The 16,498-nt window shown below is 61.1% G+C and carries 14 protein-coding genes; 3 read left to right on the top strand and 11 right to left on the bottom strand.

All coding sequences use genetic code 11. The annotated features are described in order from the left end of the window. Positions 1–39 precede the first annotated feature (39 nt). From glnB to purL, 5 genes are all read right to left on the bottom strand, one after another. Positions 40–378, bottom strand: a complete 339-nt coding sequence (gene glnB, locus CYR52_RS12735) for a nitrogen regulatory protein P-II (RefSeq protein ID WP_072930217.1) — start codon at positions 376–378, stop codon at positions 40–42. 288 nt (positions 379–666) lie between these two features. After that, positions 667–2,007 (bottom strand): two-component system response regulator GlrR, encoded by a 1,341-nt coding sequence (gene glrR, locus CYR52_RS12730; RefSeq protein ID WP_072930215.1) that lies wholly within the window; start codon positions 2,005–2,007, stop codon positions 667–669. Between the two features lie 14 nt (positions 2,008–2,021). Beyond that, a complete protein-coding gene (gene qseG / locus CYR52_RS12725; protein ID WP_072930213.1) occupies positions 2,022–2,816 on the bottom strand; it encodes a two-component system QseEF-associated lipoprotein QseG in 795 nt (264 codons plus the stop codon). Positions 2,817–2,818: 2 nt separating this feature from the next. Beyond that, complete coding sequence (locus tag CYR52_RS12720) at positions 2,819–4,288, bottom strand: sensor histidine kinase (RefSeq protein ID WP_072930211.1); 1,470 nt, start codon at positions 4,286–4,288, stop codon at positions 2,819–2,821. A gap of 815 nt (positions 4,289–5,103) precedes the next feature. After that, positions 5,104–8,997, bottom strand: coding sequence for a phosphoribosylformylglycinamidine synthase (gene purL / locus CYR52_RS12715; RefSeq protein ID WP_165699089.1), 3,894 nt, complete (start codon positions 8,995–8,997; stop codon positions 5,104–5,106). Positions 8,998–9,272: 275 nt separating this feature from the next. Here purL and mltF point away from each other — a divergent pair, with 275 nt between their 5' ends. Next, positions 9,273–10,733 carry a membrane-bound lytic murein transglycosylase MltF gene (mltF, locus tag CYR52_RS12710; RefSeq protein WP_072930208.1) on the top strand — a complete coding sequence of 487 codons (1,461 nt, stop codon included), beginning with the start codon at positions 9,273–9,275 and terminating at the stop codon, positions 10,731–10,733. A 12-nt stretch (positions 10,734–10,745) separates the two neighbouring features. On the opposite strand, the gene tadA is transcribed toward mltF, so the two are convergent. The 4 genes from tadA to murQ all read right to left on the bottom strand — a co-directional run bounded on the left by tadA (position 10,746) and on the right by murQ (position 14,332). Continuing rightward, entirely contained in the window at positions 10,746–11,252 is a 507-nt protein-coding gene (tadA, locus tag CYR52_RS12705) for a tRNA adenosine(34) deaminase TadA (RefSeq protein WP_276327361.1), read from the bottom strand. A 163-nt stretch (positions 11,253–11,415) separates the two neighbouring features. Beyond that, positions 11,416–12,054, bottom strand: coding sequence for a phosphatidylglycerophosphatase C (yfhb, locus tag CYR52_RS12700; protein WP_072930206.1), 639 nt, complete (start codon positions 12,052–12,054; stop codon positions 11,416–11,418). A gap of 3 nt (positions 12,055–12,057) precedes the next feature. Next, entirely contained in the window at positions 12,058–13,419 is a 1,362-nt protein-coding gene (locus CYR52_RS12695) for a PTS transporter subunit EIIC (RefSeq protein WP_101828700.1), read from the bottom strand. 19 nt (positions 13,420–13,438) lie between these two features. Next, positions 13,439–14,332 (bottom strand): N-acetylmuramic acid 6-phosphate etherase, encoded by an 894-nt coding sequence (murQ, locus tag CYR52_RS12690; protein ID WP_072930202.1) that lies wholly within the window; start codon positions 14,330–14,332, stop codon positions 13,439–13,441. Between the two features lie 161 nt (positions 14,333–14,493). Here murQ and CYR52_RS12685 point away from each other — a divergent pair, with 161 nt between their 5' ends. Together CYR52_RS12685 and CYR52_RS12680 are read left to right on the top strand one after the other, a co-directional pair. Then, complete coding sequence (locus CYR52_RS12685; protein ID WP_072930200.1) at positions 14,494–15,342, top strand: MurR/RpiR family transcriptional regulator; 849 nt, start codon at positions 14,494–14,496, stop codon at positions 15,340–15,342. A gap of 84 nt (positions 15,343–15,426) precedes the next feature. Then, on the top strand, positions 15,427–15,681 hold the full coding sequence (locus CYR52_RS12680; protein WP_072930199.1) for a YfhL family 4Fe-4S dicluster ferredoxin: 255 nt from the start codon (positions 15,427–15,429) through the stop codon (positions 15,679–15,681). Between the two features lie 34 nt (positions 15,682–15,715). On the opposite strand, the gene acpS is transcribed toward CYR52_RS12680, so the two are convergent. Both acpS and CYR52_RS12670 read right to left on the bottom strand, forming a co-directional pair. After that, on the bottom strand, positions 15,716–16,096 hold the full coding sequence (gene acpS / locus CYR52_RS12675; protein WP_072930197.1) for a holo-ACP synthase: 381 nt from the start codon (positions 16,094–16,096) through the stop codon (positions 15,716–15,718). After that, positions 16,096–16,498 (bottom strand): pyridoxine 5'-phosphate synthase (locus CYR52_RS12670; RefSeq protein ID WP_175578994.1); only part of this gene is annotated, 403 nt, incomplete at its 5' end. The genes acpS and CYR52_RS12670, both read right to left, overlap by 1 nt.

Below are 16,498 nucleotides of genomic sequence, written 5' to 3'. Positions count from 1 at the left end.
AGCGCGGGCGGGAGCCATCCCGCCCGGTGACGGGAGGCGTCAGATCGCCTCTTCGTCCTCTTCGCCGGTACGGATACGCACCACACGCAGCACATCAAACACAAAGATTTTCCCGTCACCGATTTTACCGGTCTGCGCGGTCTTCATGATGGTTTCGACACAGGTATCCACGATGTCGTCAGCCACCACAATCTCAATTTTCACCTTCGGCAGGAAATCCACCATATATTCCGCGCCACGGTAGAGTTCAGTGTGGCCTTTCTGGCGGCCAAACCCTTTCACTTCCGTCACCGTCATGCCGGTGATCCCGACTTCAGCCAGCGCCTCACGGACATCATCCAGCTTGAATGGCTTAATAATCGCGTCAATTTTTTTCATGGCGAACCCTTTCTTTTACATAATATGCGGCTAAAGCCGGAGGTTGTCGTCTGGCGCCGCGCCCTGTTGCGACAGGCCGGACATGTCCGGCTGCGAAGAGCAAAGACCTGTGGCTGTGAAAGCCGGCGTCCTGATGGCGGCATCTCTTATGGGGTGCTGCCGGGCTTCAAGTATGGCATCTGCCCGGTATCCTGCCCCGCCATGTGCCCAGTGACGGGCAACAGGCTTGCGAGTGTAAAGCATTCCGGCCAGTTTGTTTAGCCGCAACGCCCTGCACCGCACGTGCATTTACTCTTTAAAGTCATTGGCATCCAGCTCGTGGCGCGACAGCAGCTTGTAGAACTCGGTGCGGTTGCGCCCCGCCATCCGTGCGGCCTGGGTGACATTGCCCTTGGCGATTTGCAGCAACTTGCGCAGATAGTGCAGCTCGAACTGGTTGCGCGCCTCCGCGAAGGTCGGCAACACGGTGTTCTCCCCTTCCAGCGCCTGCTCCACCAGCGCATCGCTGATCACCGGGGCGGTGGTCAGCGCCACACACTGCTCTATCACGTTGACCAACTGGCGCACGTTGCCCGGCCAGCCGGCGGCCATCAGCCGCCGCATCGCATCCGCGGAGAAGCTGCGCACAAAGGGTTTATGCCGGGTTGCCGCCTCGCGCAGCAGGTGATTGGCCAGCAGCGGGATATCCTCCGGCCGCTCATTCAGCGCAGGCAATTTAAGGTTAACCACATTCAGCCGGTAGAAGAGATCTTCGCGGAACTCGCCCTTGGCCATCACTTTCGGCAGGTCACGGTGGGTGGCGGAGATAATCCGCACATTCACGTCCAGATCCCGGTTGCTGCCGAGCGGGCGCACTTTGCGCTCCTGCAATACCCGCAGCAATTTGACCTGAAGCGACAGCGGCATGTCGCCAATCTCGTCGAGAAACAGCGTGCCGCCCTCGGCGGCCTGGAACAGCCCTTCCCGCTGGCTGACCGCGCCGGTAAAGGCGCCTTTGGCGTGGCCGAACAGTTCAGACTCCAGCAATTGCTCCGGCAGCGCCCCACAGTTAATGGCGATAAACGCGTTTTTCGCGCGCGGGCTGGCCGCGTGGATCGCCTGTGCCAGCACCTCTTTGCCGGTGCCGCTCTGGCCGTTAATCAGCACGCTGACATCCGATTGCGCCACCATTCTCGCCTGCTCCAGCAGGCGCAGCATCAGCGGGCTGCGGGTCACGATCGCCTCCCGCCAGCGCTCATCGGTGGCGGAAGCGGTGGTCAGCGCCAGCGCCTCATCAATCGCTTTGTAGAGCGCATCGCGGTCCACCGGTTTGGTGAGGAAGCTGAACACGCCTTGCTGGGTGGCGGCCACCGCATCCGGGATCGAGCCGTGGGCGGTGAGGATAATCACCGGCATCCCCGGCTGGTGTTTCTGGATCTCCGCGAACAGCGCCAGGCCGTCCATTTCATCCATCCGCAGGTCGCTTATCACCAGATCAATCTTGTCACGCGCCAGCAGCCGCAGCGCCTCCTGGCCGCTTCCGGCGGTGGTGACGCTGAAGCCCTCACTGGTGAGGCGCATCCCCAGCAGTTTCAGCAGGCTGGGGTCATCATCGACCAGTAACAGATTGGCGGGTTTGCGTTGGGTCATCTCCCTGACGCTCCTTAAGGGTTGGCGGAGGTGGACGCCCGGCTGCCTTGCGCGGCGGGCGGCGTGTAGGTGTCATCCGGCTCAACCGGGCGGGCGCTGCCGCGGTTTTCGCCGCTTTCCGGCAACTCCCCCTGCAACTGCTTGCGCGAGGAGAGCTGGCGTTCGATATCGGTGAGGTTTTCCAGCTTTTGCCGGGTGTCATTGAGTTTGTTTTGCAGCAGCGCCTGCGTCTGGTGCAGCGCCGTCAACTGGCTGGCGGCGAGTTCCTGCGCGCGCTGTGCTTTGGCCCGGTCATCATTCAGCACAATCTCCAGATTCTGGCGCTCGCGCCACAGTTGCACCAGCGGCCGCAGCGAGCCGGGCATCTGTGCGCGGTGCTGGTTCACTTTTTCCAGCAGCAGGCGGCGCTCACCGGGCGATGGCGCAGCGCTGGAGAGCAGGATCCCCTGCCGGAAGGCGTTCTCCCAGCCGGTCACGTCCATTGAGGTGCCGAGCTGGCGCGCCTGGACGGCACCCAGCCGGTCTGCGCAATCCATCGCACGCAACCAATAGAGCGGGTTCTCGGTGTACTCTTTCCCGTCCAGATCCCAGAGGGTGTCACAGGAGGCGACGCGGAAATCGATCACCTGCTTGTCCGGGATTTTTTCCGGCGTGGAGAGCGCGGCCCCCTGGCCGCCGCCCTGCATACAGCCCACCAGCAGTAACGGCATACCGGCCAGCGCTGCCAGCCGGGCGCGCCAGCCGTGGCGGATGGCCTGTGCCAGTCCGGCCCCCTGTCGTAACAGGGTGTGCAGTGAAAGCGTTATCATGGTTATTCATTCCCGGCGGTTAGAGGCAATTCAATGCGAAAGCAGACATCAGCATAGGCGACATTCACCAGCTGCAGATCACCCTGCATACGGCGGATACAGTCATGGGCGATGCTCAGCCCCAGCCCGCTGCCTTTGACAGCGCCTTTCCGCTGCTGGCTGCCCTGGAAAAACGGCTCAAAGACCATCGCTTTTTCCGCCTCGGCTATCGGTGTGCCGCTGTTGGCCACCTCAATCTGTACCCTGTTGCCCACCTGCTGGCTGCGGACCCAAATGGTACCGGATTCAGCCCCGTAGTGCACCGCATTGGAGTAGAGATTGTCCAGCGCGCGCATCAGCAGCGTCGGCTCGGCCCAGCACTCCGCCACATCCAGCTCAAGCCGGGTGGTGATCTGCTTGGCACGGGCCGGCAGGCTGTGATCGGCCATGATCCGGTTGATCAGCGCCGCCAGTGCCACCCCCTCTTTCCCGGCCGGGCCATCCGCCAGTTTGCGGTTGTAATCCAGCAGTTGTTCAATCAGCTTTTGCAGGTGCCGGCTGCTGTGGTCAAGGATCGCCACCACCTCCTGCTGGTCACGGGTCAGCGGCCCGGCGACTTCATCTGCCAGCAGCTCCGTGCCTTCGCGCATACTGGCCAGCGGCGTTTTCAGCTCATGGGAGATATGGCGCAGGAATTCATGCCGCTGTGACTCCAGCCAGGCCAGCCGTTCACTCAGCCAGATAATGCGCTGCGCCAGCGAACGGATCTCACGCGGGCCGCGGAAAGAGACGCTGTTGCCCAGCGCCCGCCCTTCGCCCAGCCGGTTGATCATCCGTTCCACGCCCTTGACCGGGCCGATGATCATGCGGGTAAACAGCACCACCAGCGCGACGCTGAGCAGGAACAGCAGCAGCGCCTGCCAGCCAAAGTACTGGCCGCGTTCGGCTATCGCGTGCTGGAGCTGCTGCCCGCGGGAGAAGATGATGTTGCGCGTGGCCTGCACCATTTCCGCATTGGCGCGGGAGAATTGCGCCAGCCCGTCAGCCGCCTGCGGGGCCGGGCTGCTCTCGCGGCACGTCATCACCGCCAGCTGGTTCAGCAGGGTGCGCAGCGTCTGGTAGTAGCGGGGGTCAGGTAAAATGGTGGCGTGGGTGCCGAGCATCTGCGCGTACTGTTTGCGCTGGTTCTGGTAGAGCCGAGCCAGTGTGGCGTCATCCAGCACACAATACTGGCGGTAACTGCGCTCCATCTCCAGCGCCACGCTGGTCATCGCCTCACTGCGGCGGGCATCGCTCAGCGTGGTGCGGTTGATGTCCGCCGCCTGGGCGCTGAGGTTGTCCAGGCTCTCATAGGCCTGGTAAGCCAGCACCAGCAGCGGCAGCAGCACCAGCAGGAACGCCATCAGCACCAGCTGGCGCAGCGAACGCGGGAACAGCCGCCCGCTTTTTATCGACAGCCTTTTGCGGGCAAAAAGGTGTTTGGTGAATCGCATGGGGTAACCGGCTCCTTGCTGAATCCGTGCGCATCACGGCCCGGCAGTATACCCCACCCCGCCGCCGCGCTGAAAAACAGGCAAAAAAAAGCACCGCCATCATGCGGTGCTCAAATCGGTGGGCGTCCTGCCCGGCCTTACGGAGTCCGCAGGCAAGGGGGTAAAACTCAGACTCTGATAGTAATTCGACCTATCATTACGCGGCGCAGGCCCCGTAACCGGAAAAGGTGGATGCCTGGTGACGTCCCCGGTGTGATGATGCCGGGCATTCATCAGAAGCGGGACGTGCGCATCCTTTTTTTACCTCGTCGGATGAATCCTTCATCGCCGGAGGTGGTCAGGTTGGTGCCTCACTCAACGTGTCGCCCTGCGGGTGATAGCGCCTTTCAGCGGTATCGGTGCGGTGGACGATAGGCACCTTGCTTTGGCGTCATTCGGGTCTTATGGAGCGCATAGTCCGCATCAGCGGGGCTGTCATAAGTAAGGTGAATGAGCAACTGAGCGTTAATAAGCACAATGTATGCCAACTTTTTATAAAATTCGTTAACTCATTAAATTTAAGAATAATTTTATATTGCGCGGTGATTATTTTATTTTTCTATACGGATAAACATTGGTTACTTCCTACTCTCCCTGTCGTTAAAACCCGACGCTTTAATCACATTGATTTATAGATTATTAAAATCAATAGGTTGCGTGTCGCTATTCAGAGACACCCAAAACCGGGTATGTCGCAATTTCCCGACACCCGGCCCTGCCATAAAAAAGGCGGCCCGGAGGCCGCCTGAGAATGGGCAGTAAAAACAGCCGTTAAATCAGCCCAACTGACGGCGGGCGTTACGGAACATCCGCATCCACGGGCTGTCTTCGCCCCAGTTGTCCGGGTGCCAGGAGTTGCTGACGGTACGGAACACGCGCTCCGGGTGCGGCATCATCACCGTGACGCGGCCGCTGGCGTTGGTTACTGCGGTAATGCCGTTAGGCGAGCCGTTCGGGTTCGCCGGGTAGGTTTCCGTCACGCTGCCGTTGTTGTCCACGTAACGCAGCGCCACCAGCCCGCGGTGCTCCAGCTCAGCCAGATGCGCCGCATCACGCACTTCCACGCGCCCTTCCCCGTGGGAAACGGCGATCGGCATCCGGGAACCGGCCATGCCCTGCATCATCAGGGACGGGCTGGCGGTGACTTCCACCAGGCTGAAGCGAGCCTCGAAGCGGTCTGACTGGTTGCGCACAAAGCGCGGCCAGTGTTCCGCCCCCGGGATCAGCTCTTTCAGGTTGGACATCATCTGGCAGCCGTTGCACACGCCCAGCGCCAGCGTCTGTGGCCGGTTGAAGAAGGCCTCAAACTCATCGCGCACCTGGTTGTTGAACAGCACCGATTTTGCCCAGCCTTCACCGGCGCCCAGCACATCACCATAGGAGAAGCCGCCACAGGCCACCAGCGTATGGAAGTCCTGCAAATTCCGGCGGCCTTCCAGCAGGTCGCTCATGTGCACATCCACTGCGTCGAACCCGGCACGGTGGAACGCGGCCGCCATCTCCACATGGGAGTTAACGCCCTGCTCGCGCAGTACCGCCACTTTCGGGCGCGCCTGCTTGATAATATAGGGGGCCGCCACATCTTCATCGATGGCAAAAGTCAGGTTGACGTTCAGGCCCGGATCGTTCTCCTGCTGCTTGGCCTGATGCTCCTGATCGGCGCACGCCGGGTTGTCCCGCAGGCGCTGCATCTGCCAGGTGGTTTCTGCCCACCAGGTACGCAGAGTGCGGCGGCTCTCGCTGTAAACGGTTTTGTCACCGCTGCGGATGACAACGCGATCGCCTTCCGTCACGCGACCCAGATAGTGAGTACACGCTTGCAGGCCATGCTGCGCCAGCACGGCTTCTACGGCCTCACGCTGGTCAGCGCTCACCTGAATCACTGCGCCGAGTTCTTCGTTGAACAGCGCCGCCAGGTGATCATCACCCAGCGCCCGGATATCCGCGTCCAGCCCGCAATGGCCGGCGAAGGCCATTTCTGCCAGCGTCACCAGCAGGCCGCCGTCACCGCGGTCGTGGTAGGCCAGCAGTTTTTCGTCGGCCACCAGCGCCTGCATGGCGTTGAAGAAACCGGCGAGCTGCTGGGCATCATGCACGTCAGCGGTCTGGTCACCCAATTGGCGGTAAACCTGCGCCAGTGCGGTCGCACCCAACGCGTTCCGGCCGTTGCCGAGGTCAACCAGCAGCAGCGCGCTGTCGCCTTTATCGGTACGCAGTTGCGGCGTCACGGTGCGGCGCACGTCTTCCACGCGGGCAAAAGCGGTGATCACCAGCGACAGCGGGGACGTCATCTCACGCTGTTCGGTACCGGCCTGCCAGCGGGTTTTCATCGACATGGAATCTTTGCCGACCGGGATGGTGATGCCCAGCGCCGGGCAGAGTTCTTCACCCACGGCGCGCACCGCGTCATACAAACCGGCGTCTTCGCCAGGGTGCCCGGCCGCGGACATCCAGTTGGCGGAGAGTTTCACCCGCTTCAGGCCGCCAATCTGCGTGGCCGCCAGGTTGGTCAACGCCTCGCCCACCGCCAGGCGTGCCGAGGCGGCAAAGTTCAGCAGCGCCACCGGCGCGCGCTCACCCAGTGACATCGCCTCACCGTGGTAGCTGTCGAGGCTGGCGGTGGTCACCGCGCAGTCTGCCACCGGGATCTGCCACGGGCCGACCATCTGGTCACGCGCGACCATGCCGGTCACGGTGCGGTCGCCAATGGTGATCAGGAAGGTTTTTTCCGCCACCGCCGGCAGGTGCAGTACGCGCTTCACGGCGTCCGCCAGCGTGATGCCCTCACGCTGCAACGGCGCACCGGCCGCCTGCTGGCGCGTCACATCACGCAGCATCTTCGGCGTTTTGCCCAGCAGCACATCCAGCGGCATGTCGATCGGCTGGTTGTCGAAATGGCGGTCATTCAGCGTCAGGTGGCGCTCCTCCGTCGCTTCGCCAATCACCGCATAGGGTGCACGTTCACGGCGGCAGATGGCGTCAAACTGCGCCAGCTGGGCCGGGTCAACCGCCAGTACATAGCGCTCCTGCGACTCATTACACCAGACTTCCAGCGGGCTCATGCCCGGCTCGTCATTCAGGATGTCACGCAGTTCAAAACGGCCGCCGCGGCCGCCGTCACTGACCAGCTCCGGCATGGCATTCGAGAGGCCGCCTGCGCCGACGTCATGGATAAACAGGATCGGGTTCGCTTCGCCCAGCTGCCAGCAGCGGTCAATCACCTCCTGGCAACGGCGCTCCATCTCCGGGTTGTCACGCTGTACTGATGCGAAATCGAGATCGGCATCAGACTGGCCGGAGGCCATTGATGAGGCTGCGCCGCCGCCAAGGCCGATATTCATGGCCGGGCCGCCGAGCACAATCAGTTTGGCACCGACGGTGATCTCGCCCTTCTGCACATGGTCGGCACGGATGTTACCGATGCCGCCCGCCAGCATGATCGGCTTGTGGTAGCCGCGCAGCTCCACGCCGTTATGGCTGTTGACCTGTTCTTCATAGGTACGGAAGTAGCCCAGCAGCGCCGGGCGGCCGAATTCGTTATTGAATGCCGCGCCGCCCAGCGGGCCATCGGTCATGATCTCCAGCGCAGTGACGATGCGCTCCGGCTTGCCGAAATCCTCTTCCCAGGGCTGTTCGAAGCCGGGAATGCGCAGGTTGGAGACCGAGAAGCCCACCAACCCGGCTTTGGGTTTCGCGCCGCGCCCGGTGGCACCCTCGTCACGGATTTCACCGCCGGAGCCGGTGGCCGCGCCCGGCCACGGGGAGATGGCGGTCGGGTGGTTGTGGGTTTCCACTTTCATCAGGATGTGCGCCTCTTCCTGATGGTAGTCATAGCGCCCGCCCTCTGCGTCAGCAAAGAAGCGCCCTACCTTCGAGCCTTCCATCACCGCGGCATTGTCTTTATAAGCAGACAGCACGTGATCCGGGGTTTTCTCAAAGGTGTTTTTGATCATTTTGAACAGCGATTTCGGCTGCGTTTCGCCATCAATCACCCAGTCGGCGTTGAAAATTTTATGGCGGCAGTGCTCGGAGTTTGCCTGGGCAAACATGTACAGCTCGATATCGGTCGGGTTGCGCCCGAGCGTGGTAAAGGCCTGTTGCAGGTAGTCGATCTCATCCTGCGCCAGCGCCAGCCCAAGGCGGAGGTTTGCCTGCTCCAGCGCGCCGCGCCCTTCACCCAGCACATCCACATGCTGAACCGGGGCGGGCTGATGGTGCGCAAACAGTGCCTGGGCCTGCTCCAGTTCGGTAAACACGGTTTCCATCATGCGGTCATGCAGCAACGCGGCCAGTGCCTGCCACTGATCGTCCGTCAGCGTGGGCGCTTCAATATAGAAGGCCAGGCCGCGCTCCAGGCGCGTGACCTGCATAAGGCCGCAGTTGTGGGCGATGTCGGTGGCTTTGGAAGACCAGGGGGAAATCGTACCAGGGCGTGGGGTCACCAGCAGCAGGCGGCCTTGCGGCGCATGTTCGGCGAGAGAGGGGCCATATTTCAGCAGGCGTTGCAGCTTGGTCTGTTCGTCAGCGCTGAGCGGCGCAGAGACGTCGGCGAAGTGTACATATTCAGCGTAAACCGCATCGACCGGCAGGCGGGCTTCCTGGCAACGGGATAACAGTTTGTTAATACGAAAAGCCGACAAAGCGGGCGAACCACGCAGTATTTCCATCATTTCAGTTCTCTCGTCTTCGAAGCCGCAGGCAAAAGGGCTTCATTGGGCGCAACAGGGGGAAAACGCCGGCCATTATAGAGAATCCCACCCGCATACGAAACCGTTTGCGTAGCGATTGTTGCGATTAACTGCACCGCCCTGCCTTTTGGCATAGGATGCCAATAAAGTTGCACGCTGACTTTTTGTTGAGCAAAATGCCCCGGCACAGTGATTTCAGCTCTATTTTGGCAACATTTTACACACGCAATCAACACGCGCCGCGACGAGACAACTATTTGAAGCGCATACAATTAAATTACCTTTTGGTCGGTGCGGTCGCCCTGCTGCTGGCGCTGGCCCTTTGGCCCGCCATACCCTGGCACAGCAACCAGAACGACCCGCTTGACCGCATCCTGTCGCGTGGCGAACTGCGCATCAGCACGCTTAATTCGCCGCTGACCTATTACACCTCCCAGACCGGGGCCGGTGGGCTGGACTACGAACTGGCCCAGCGTTTCGCTGCCTACCTGGGGGTGAAACTGGTGGTGACGCCGCGCCGCAGCATCGATGAACTGTTTGATGATCTGGACGACCAGCGGGCCGACCTGATCGCCGCCGGCCTGATTTATAACACCGAGCGGCTCGCCCGCTTCCGCGCCGGCCCCGCTTACTACTCTGTGTCGCAGCAGCTGGTTTACCGGCAGGGCAGCGTACGGCCGAAAAATATCGACGCGCTGAAAGGGCGGCTGGCGGTGGCCTCCGGCTCGGCCTATATCAGCACCCTGAAGCAGCTGAAAGAGGGCAAGCACCCGGATCTGGCGTGGGAATCCTCCAGCGATCTCTCCACCCGCGAGCTGCTGGAACAGGTCGCGGACGGTAAACTGGCATACAGCATCGGCGACTCGGTAACCATCGGGTTGCTGCAACGCATCCACCCACGGCTGGCGGTGGCGTTTGATATCACCGAAGAGGAACCGGTCACCTGGTATTTCCCGCGCGGCGGCAATGACAGCCTCTATGCGGCGATGCTCGATTTTTTCAGCCAGATGATGGAAGACGGCTCGCTGGCGCGGCTGGAGGAGAAATACCTCGGCCATGTCGGCAGCTTTGATTATGTGGATACGCGGACGTTCCTGGCCGCCATTGACAGCACCCTGCCCAGCCTGAAACCGCTGTTTGAGAAGTATGCGCGCCAGATTGACTGGCGGTTACTGGCGGTGATCGCCTATCAGGAGTCGCACTGGGACCCCACCGCCACCTCCCCCACCGGGGTGCGCGGCCTGATGATGCTGACCCGCGCCACCGCCGCCGGGCTGGGCGTGGATGACCGGCTGGACTCCGAGCAGAGCATTCAGGGAGGCGCGCTCTACCTTGAGCGGCTGATGGCGAAAGTGCCGGACACCATCCCGCCGGATGAGCGCATCTGGTTTGCGCTGGCGGCGTACAATATGGGCTACGGCCATATGCTGGATGCACGCAAACTCACCAAAGCGCAACAGGGTAACCCGGACAGCTGGGTGGATGTAAAACAGCGGTTGCCGATGCTGAGCCAGCGCCGCTATTACACGCAGACCACCTACGGCTACGCGCGCGGCCAGGAAGCGTACAACTACGTGGAGAATATCCGCCGCTATCAGGCCAGCCTGGTCGGCTACCTGGAAGAGCGCGAGAAAAAAGCCGCCCAACAGGCGGCCCTTGATGCGGAATATGCGACAGCGTACCCGGCCGTGCCGGCCGCCGTGGCGCTGGCCCCTTAACCGCAGGGAGACTCAGTGGCCGCCTGCGGCTTTGGCGGCCTGTTTCAGTGCTTTCTGCTGCGCGCGGCGCAGGCGGAAGAAGTCACTCAGCATCGCTGAACAGGCGTCAGCCAGCACGCCGGATTCAATCGCCACCTGATGGTTCATGCCGGGGTGGCGCAACACATCCAGCAATGAGCCGGCCGCCCCGGTTTTACGATCGTCTGCGCCGTACACCAGCCGCCCGATCCGGCTGTGCACCATCGCCCCGGCGCACATCACACACGGCTCCAGGGTGACATACAGCGTGGCCTCCAGCAGGCGGTAATTCTGCATCACCTGCCCGCCCTGGCGCAGGGCCATGATCTCCGCATGGGCGGTAGGATCGTGGCGGCCAATCGGCCGGTTCCAACCCTCGCCAATCGGCTGGTTATCCAGCACCAGCACGGCACCGACCGGCACTTCCCCTTCATCCTGCGCGCGTTGCGCCAGCGTCAATGCGTGCCGCATCCAAAATTCATGGTTAATATCCTGCGTCACCTTGACCTCTCATTCATTTGCCGCGCGCATTATACACGGCAGACGATCGCATTCTAGCTTATCTATCGGCCCCGGCCCGGCTCTGTGGCGCACGCAATAAAAAAGGGCGGAAATTCCGCCCTGAGAGTCTCTGCTGCCGGTTTGCCACGCCGGTGTGCTGCCGTTACTCGAGCTGTTGCAGCTCCCCTTCTTTGCTGACGCGGAAACGGTGCTCACAGAAAAACAGCAGCGGGTTATCCTGCTTGCTGTCACTGTACCCGCTGTAGAGTTTCAGCGGGGTGCCCAGGCGCTGTTCAAGCTCCACCACTTTCTGCATCCCGAGGCAGCGCAACGGCAATACCCAGCCCCCATTACGGCGCGCCATCCGGCTGCCGACCAGCCGCACACGCGGCAGGAATTCGGAGCCGCTGTAAACCTGCTCCACCAGCCGTTGCGGCGATCCGGTAATCAGCCAGACTTCGGCATTGTGCTTGTCGAGATACTCGTTCAGGCGCATCTGTACCACCGGGAAAGCGGTCACAATGCTGCGGAACCAGGTGACAAAACGCAATTCCAGGTCGCGCAGGTGCGCCTCGCTGTGGCCAAAGGTGATGGCCCACAGCAGCAGGCTCATCGGCCAGCGGGTCGCCCGGCCGCCGATCAGCAGGCCAAGCCCAATCACCGGTAACAACGGCACCACCAGCACCAGATTTTGCGGCATCCGCCACAGCAGGAAACGTAAAAAACTGCCGAACATGTCCTGCTGATGCAGCGTTCCATCCAAATCAAAAAACACTACCCGCCGGGCTTGTTCCGCGCTCAAAAGTTACTCCTCAGGATCGGTGAATCCTAATATCCAGGTGAAAATAAATCCTGCCAGTACCGTGATCAAACAACCCATCAGATAAAACATCACTTTACCGGCAATAATGGTCAGGGCCAGCGGCAATCCTGAGATGCCGAAAGTAATGACCGTAGCCACTTTCCAGTAACTTATCAAGGCACCGCCCACTGCCCCGCCCAGGCACGCACCCAGAAACGGTTTGCCCAGCGGCAGGGTCACACCAAAAATCAGCGGCTCGCCAATACCCAGGATGCCCACCGGCAGCGCGCCTTTAATCACTTTCTTCAGCCGCGCGTTGCGTGTCCTCAACAACACCGCGAGGGCGGCCCCCACCTGCCCGACACCGGCCATCGCCAGAATCGGCAACAGGGGATTGTTACCGTGCGCCTGTACCATCTCCACATGGATCGGCACCAGCCCCTGATGCAACCCGGAGAGCACCAGCGGCAGGAAAAAACCGGACAACAGCGCACCGACCAGCAGCCCGCCCTGCTCCAGCGCCACATTCACGCCCAGTACAATGGCATCGGAGATATATCCGCCCAGCGGCTGCACTATAAGGATAGCCAAGCTTGCGGTGATCAACGTGGTCAGCAGCGGATTGACTATCAGTTCCACCGATTCCGGCAGCCAGGCGCGTAACCGGCGTTCTACCCAGCACATCAGCGCCACCACCAGCAATACGGCAATCACCCCGCCGCGCCCTGGTTGCAACGGCTCGCCAAACAGCACAATTTGCGCCAGGGCCGGGCTGGTTAAAATCCCGGCCATCACCCCGCCCATCGCCAGCGAGCCGCCAAAGACCCGCGCCGCGTTCACCCCCACCAGGATATTCATGATGGCGAACACCGCACTGCCGAAAATGCCCAGCAACCCCAGCACATTCGGGTAATGCACCGCAAACTCACCGGCAATGTCCGGCCGTTTCAGCAGGTTGATGATGCCGGTAATCAGGCCGGAGGCGATAAATGCCGGGATCAGCGGGATAAACACCGCCGCCAGTTTTTTCAGCGCCTCACTCATCGGTGCCGCGTATCTGGCTTTCGCGACAGCCTTGTTGCGTGCTATCTCATCCTGCGCGGTGGCCGGCCTGTCTGACAGCAGGCTGCGCATACAATCCACCACTTTGGCCGCCGCGCCGGGGCCAACGATGAACTGATGCTGTTCACCCTGCTTGATGTAACCCTTTATCCCGTCCAGGTTGCGCAGCTCGGCCAGCATCAGTTGCTGTTCATCTTTGACTTCAACGCGCACCCGCGTCATGCAGTTTTCCAGCTTGCTGATGTTCGCTTCGCCGCCGATACCCGCCAGGAGTTCGGTCGCTAAGGCTGTGGTTTTGTCCATTTTTCCACCTCATCTGGTGTCAGCCCGCGATCGCCGCGCGCAAATAGCCGTTATGGTGTGCCAGCCGCCGGCAGGCTTCGTCCGCGCTGACCTCAGCCAGGATCATCAGGATGGCCGGCTTCACCTCAAAACCGGTCTGCTGCAACGCCTGTTCCGCCTCGTGACGTGCAGCACCGGTGGCCTCCACCACAATGCGGCAGGCGCGATCCACCAGCTTTTCGTTGGTGGCTTTCACGTCCACCATCAGGTTCTGGTAAACCTTGCCGGTTTTGACCATGGCGCCGGTGGAGATCATATTCAGCACCAGCTTTTGTGCCGTGCCGGACTTGAGCCGGGTTGACCCGGTCAGTGCCTCCGGGCCCACCACCGGGCTGATGGCCACCTGCGCCTCATGGGCAATGGGCGAGTCCGGGTTACAGGAGATCGCGACCGTGGCGCAACCGGCTTCGCGTGCATGGCGCAATGCGCCGATCACATACGGGGTACGGCCCGACGCCGCCAGCCCCACCACCAGATCATGCGGGGCCAGCGCGATGGCCTGAAGATCCTCTGCGCCCAGCGTCAGGCTGTCTTCCGCGCCCTCCACGGCTTTCAGCAATGCGCCCGGGCCCCCGGCGATAAGCCCCACCACCACCCCATGATCCACACCAAACGTGGGCGGGCACTCTGACGCATCCAGCACGCCCAGCCGTCCGCTGGTGCCGGCACCGAGATAGATAATGCGCCCCCCGGCACGCAGCGCCGCTGCGGCCAGATCAACCGCCTCCGCCACCTGCGGCAGCACCTGGGCAATGGCGTCCGGCACTTTGTGGTCTTCACGATTGAAGGCGGTGACCATCTCCAGCGTGGTCATCTCATCCAGCCGCAGGGTGTCGGGGTTACGGGTTTCAGAAATCAGTGAGCCTAGGTTCATAACGTTGCCTTTGAATATTTAATTCATGAAAGATAAATTATCATTGAATATTTTATTCTTTAACACGAGCAGAATTTGCTACTTTATTTGTCAGGCGATCAAAACCGTGATCGGCGGCGTGCTTGCCCGTGCTTCTGTTGCCCCTTTGCAGGAATAAATTTATGAGCAGCTTTTTACGTATTCGTCAGATTTATCATTCGCTGGCGCAGAATGACCGCAAACTGGCTGATTTTCTATTGTCACACACGGAAAGCGCCCGTCATCTCAGCTCCCAACAACTGGCGCAGCAGGCCGGGGTCAGCCAGTCGAGCGTGGTGAAATTCGCCCAGAAACTCGGTTACCGGGGTTTTCCGGCACTGAAGCTGGCCCTGAGCGAAAGCCTGGCCTCCGCCGGGGATCAGGCGGCGGTGACGGTGCATAACCAGATCCTCAGCACGGACAGCCTGAAAATTGTGGGCGAGAAATTACTGGCAGAAAAGCAGGCGGCTTTGCGCGCCACGCTGGACATCAACAGCGAGGAGCGGCTCCAGCAGGCCTTGAACATGCTGGCTGCGGCGCGACGGGTGTTACTGGTGGGCATCGGCGCATCGGGGCTGGCGGCGAAAGATCTGGCCTATAAACTGCTGAAGATTGGGGTGCTGGCCAGCGCAGAATCTGACACCCATGTGCAACTGGCGACCGCCCAGGCATTGACGGCAGATGACCTGCTGCTGGCTATCTCATTCAGCGGTGAGCGGCGTGAAATTAATCTGGCGGCAGAGGTGGCGCGGCAAGCCGGGGCGAAGGTGTTGGCGCTGACCAGTTTCTCCCCCAATGGGCTGCAACAGCGCGCCGACCATAGCCTCTACACCGTCGCAGAACGGCCGGCCACCCGGGGCGCAGCCATCTCCGCCAGCACCGCGCAATATGCGCTGACCGATCTGCTGTTTATGGCGCTGATCCAGCACGATGCCGATCATGCGTCGTCCCATATCCGCCACAGCGAAGCGCTAATGAAAAAGCTGATTTGACCGGGATCAGGCCGGCGTGGCTTAGCTCAGCAAGATTCAGGCATTCTGGTATACTCCGCCTCCCGTTTTAATGAAGAGACCACCATGGCCCTGCTGATCACCAAAAAATGCATCAACTGCGACATGTGCGAGCCGGAATGCCCGAATCAGGCCATTTCAATGGGAAAGGCTATCTACGAGATTGACCCGGCGCGCTGCACCGAGTGCGTCGGCCATTATGACGCCCCCACCTGCCAACAGGTCTGCCCGATCGACAAAACTATCCTGATCGATCCGCAGCACACCGAAACCCGCGAGCAGTTGTGGGACAAATATGTTGAACTGCATCTGGTAAGCTGACCCACCCGATGCAGTGTTGTGCCAAAGGCCGGTGTTACCCTTCCACAATCACGGTGGCACAGGCGTAGCGGCGTTCATCCGCCAGGGTGACATGAATTGACGTGACGCCCATTTCGGCAGCAATCTCGGCCGCACGTGCATGCAGTACCAGCCCCGGCTTGCCGAGCACATTATTGACCACTTCAAACTGCTCAAACGCCAGCCCCTGACGGATGCCGGTGCCAAGCGCCTTGGCGGCCGCCTCTTTCACTGCAAAGCGTTTGGCCAGAAACCGCACCGGTTGCTGGTGTTGCTGGTAGAGCGCCCACTCATTGTCACAGAGGATGCGCCTGGCCAGCCGGTCACCATTGCGTTCCACCACGGCTTCAATGCGTGATATTTCTACGATATCGGTACCCAGCCCCAGAATAGCCATCAGCGGCGGGCATCCAGCATCAGGGTTTTCATATCCCGCACTGCGTCTGCCAGACCGCTTATTACCGCCCGGCCAATAATGGCATGGCCGATATTCAGCTCGTGCATCTCAGCAATGGCGGCAACCGGCTGTACGTTGTGGTAAGTCAGGCCGTGGCCGGCATTCACGTAAAGCCCTTTGCCCGCGGCATAAGCAGCAGCACGTTTGATGCGCTCCAGCTCGGCCAGTTGCGCCTGCGGTGACGCCGCTTCGGCATAAGCCCCGGTATGGATTTCGATATACGGCGCGCCCACGGCCACGGCAGCGTCAATCTGGCGCAGATCGGCATCAATAAACAGCGAAACCAGAATGCCTGCCTGATTCAGGCGCTCAACGGCAACGCCCATTTTGTCAATTTGCCCG

The sequence above is a fragment of the Chimaeribacter arupi genome (assembly GCF_002858805.1).
GTDB lineage: Bacteria > Pseudomonadota > Gammaproteobacteria > Enterobacterales > Enterobacteriaceae > Chimaeribacter > Chimaeribacter arupi.
This window is presented reverse-complemented; position numbering and strand designations above follow the sequence as displayed.

Bases quoted from the DNA above. Each gene is read 5' to 3' on its own strand.
- CYR52_RS12685 (WP_072930200.1), top strand. From the start codon at position 14,494: ATGAGCAGCTTTTTACGTATTCGTCAGATTTATCATTCGCTGGCGCAG.
- purL (WP_165699089.1), bottom strand. From the start codon at position 8,997: ATGATGGAAATACTGCGTGGTTCGCCCGCTTTGTCGGCTTTTCGTATT.
- glnB (WP_072930217.1), bottom strand. From the start codon at position 378: ATGAAAAAAATTGACGCGATTATTAAGCCATTCAAGCTGGATGATGTC.
- qseG (WP_072930213.1), bottom strand. From the start codon at position 2,816: ATGATAACGCTTTCACTGCACACCCTGTTACGACAGGGGGCCGGACTG.
- acpS (WP_072930197.1), bottom strand. From the start codon at position 16,096: ATGGCTATTCTGGGGCTGGGTACCGATATCGTAGAAATATCACGCATT.
- murQ (WP_072930202.1), bottom strand. From the start codon at position 14,332: ATGAACCTAGGCTCACTGATTTCTGAAACCCGTAACCCCGACACCCTG.
- CYR52_RS12680 (WP_072930199.1), top strand. From the start codon at position 15,427: ATGGCCCTGCTGATCACCAAAAAATGCATCAACTGCGACATGTGCGAG.
- glrR (WP_072930215.1), bottom strand. From the start codon at position 2,007: ATGACCCAACGCAAACCCGCCAATCTGTTACTGGTCGATGATGACCCC.
- CYR52_RS12695 (WP_101828700.1), bottom strand. From the start codon at position 13,419: ATGGACAAAACCACAGCCTTAGCGACCGAACTCCTGGCGGGTATCGGC.
- CYR52_RS12720 (WP_072930211.1), bottom strand. From the start codon at position 4,288: ATGCGATTCACCAAACACCTTTTTGCCCGCAAAAGGCTGTCGATAAAA.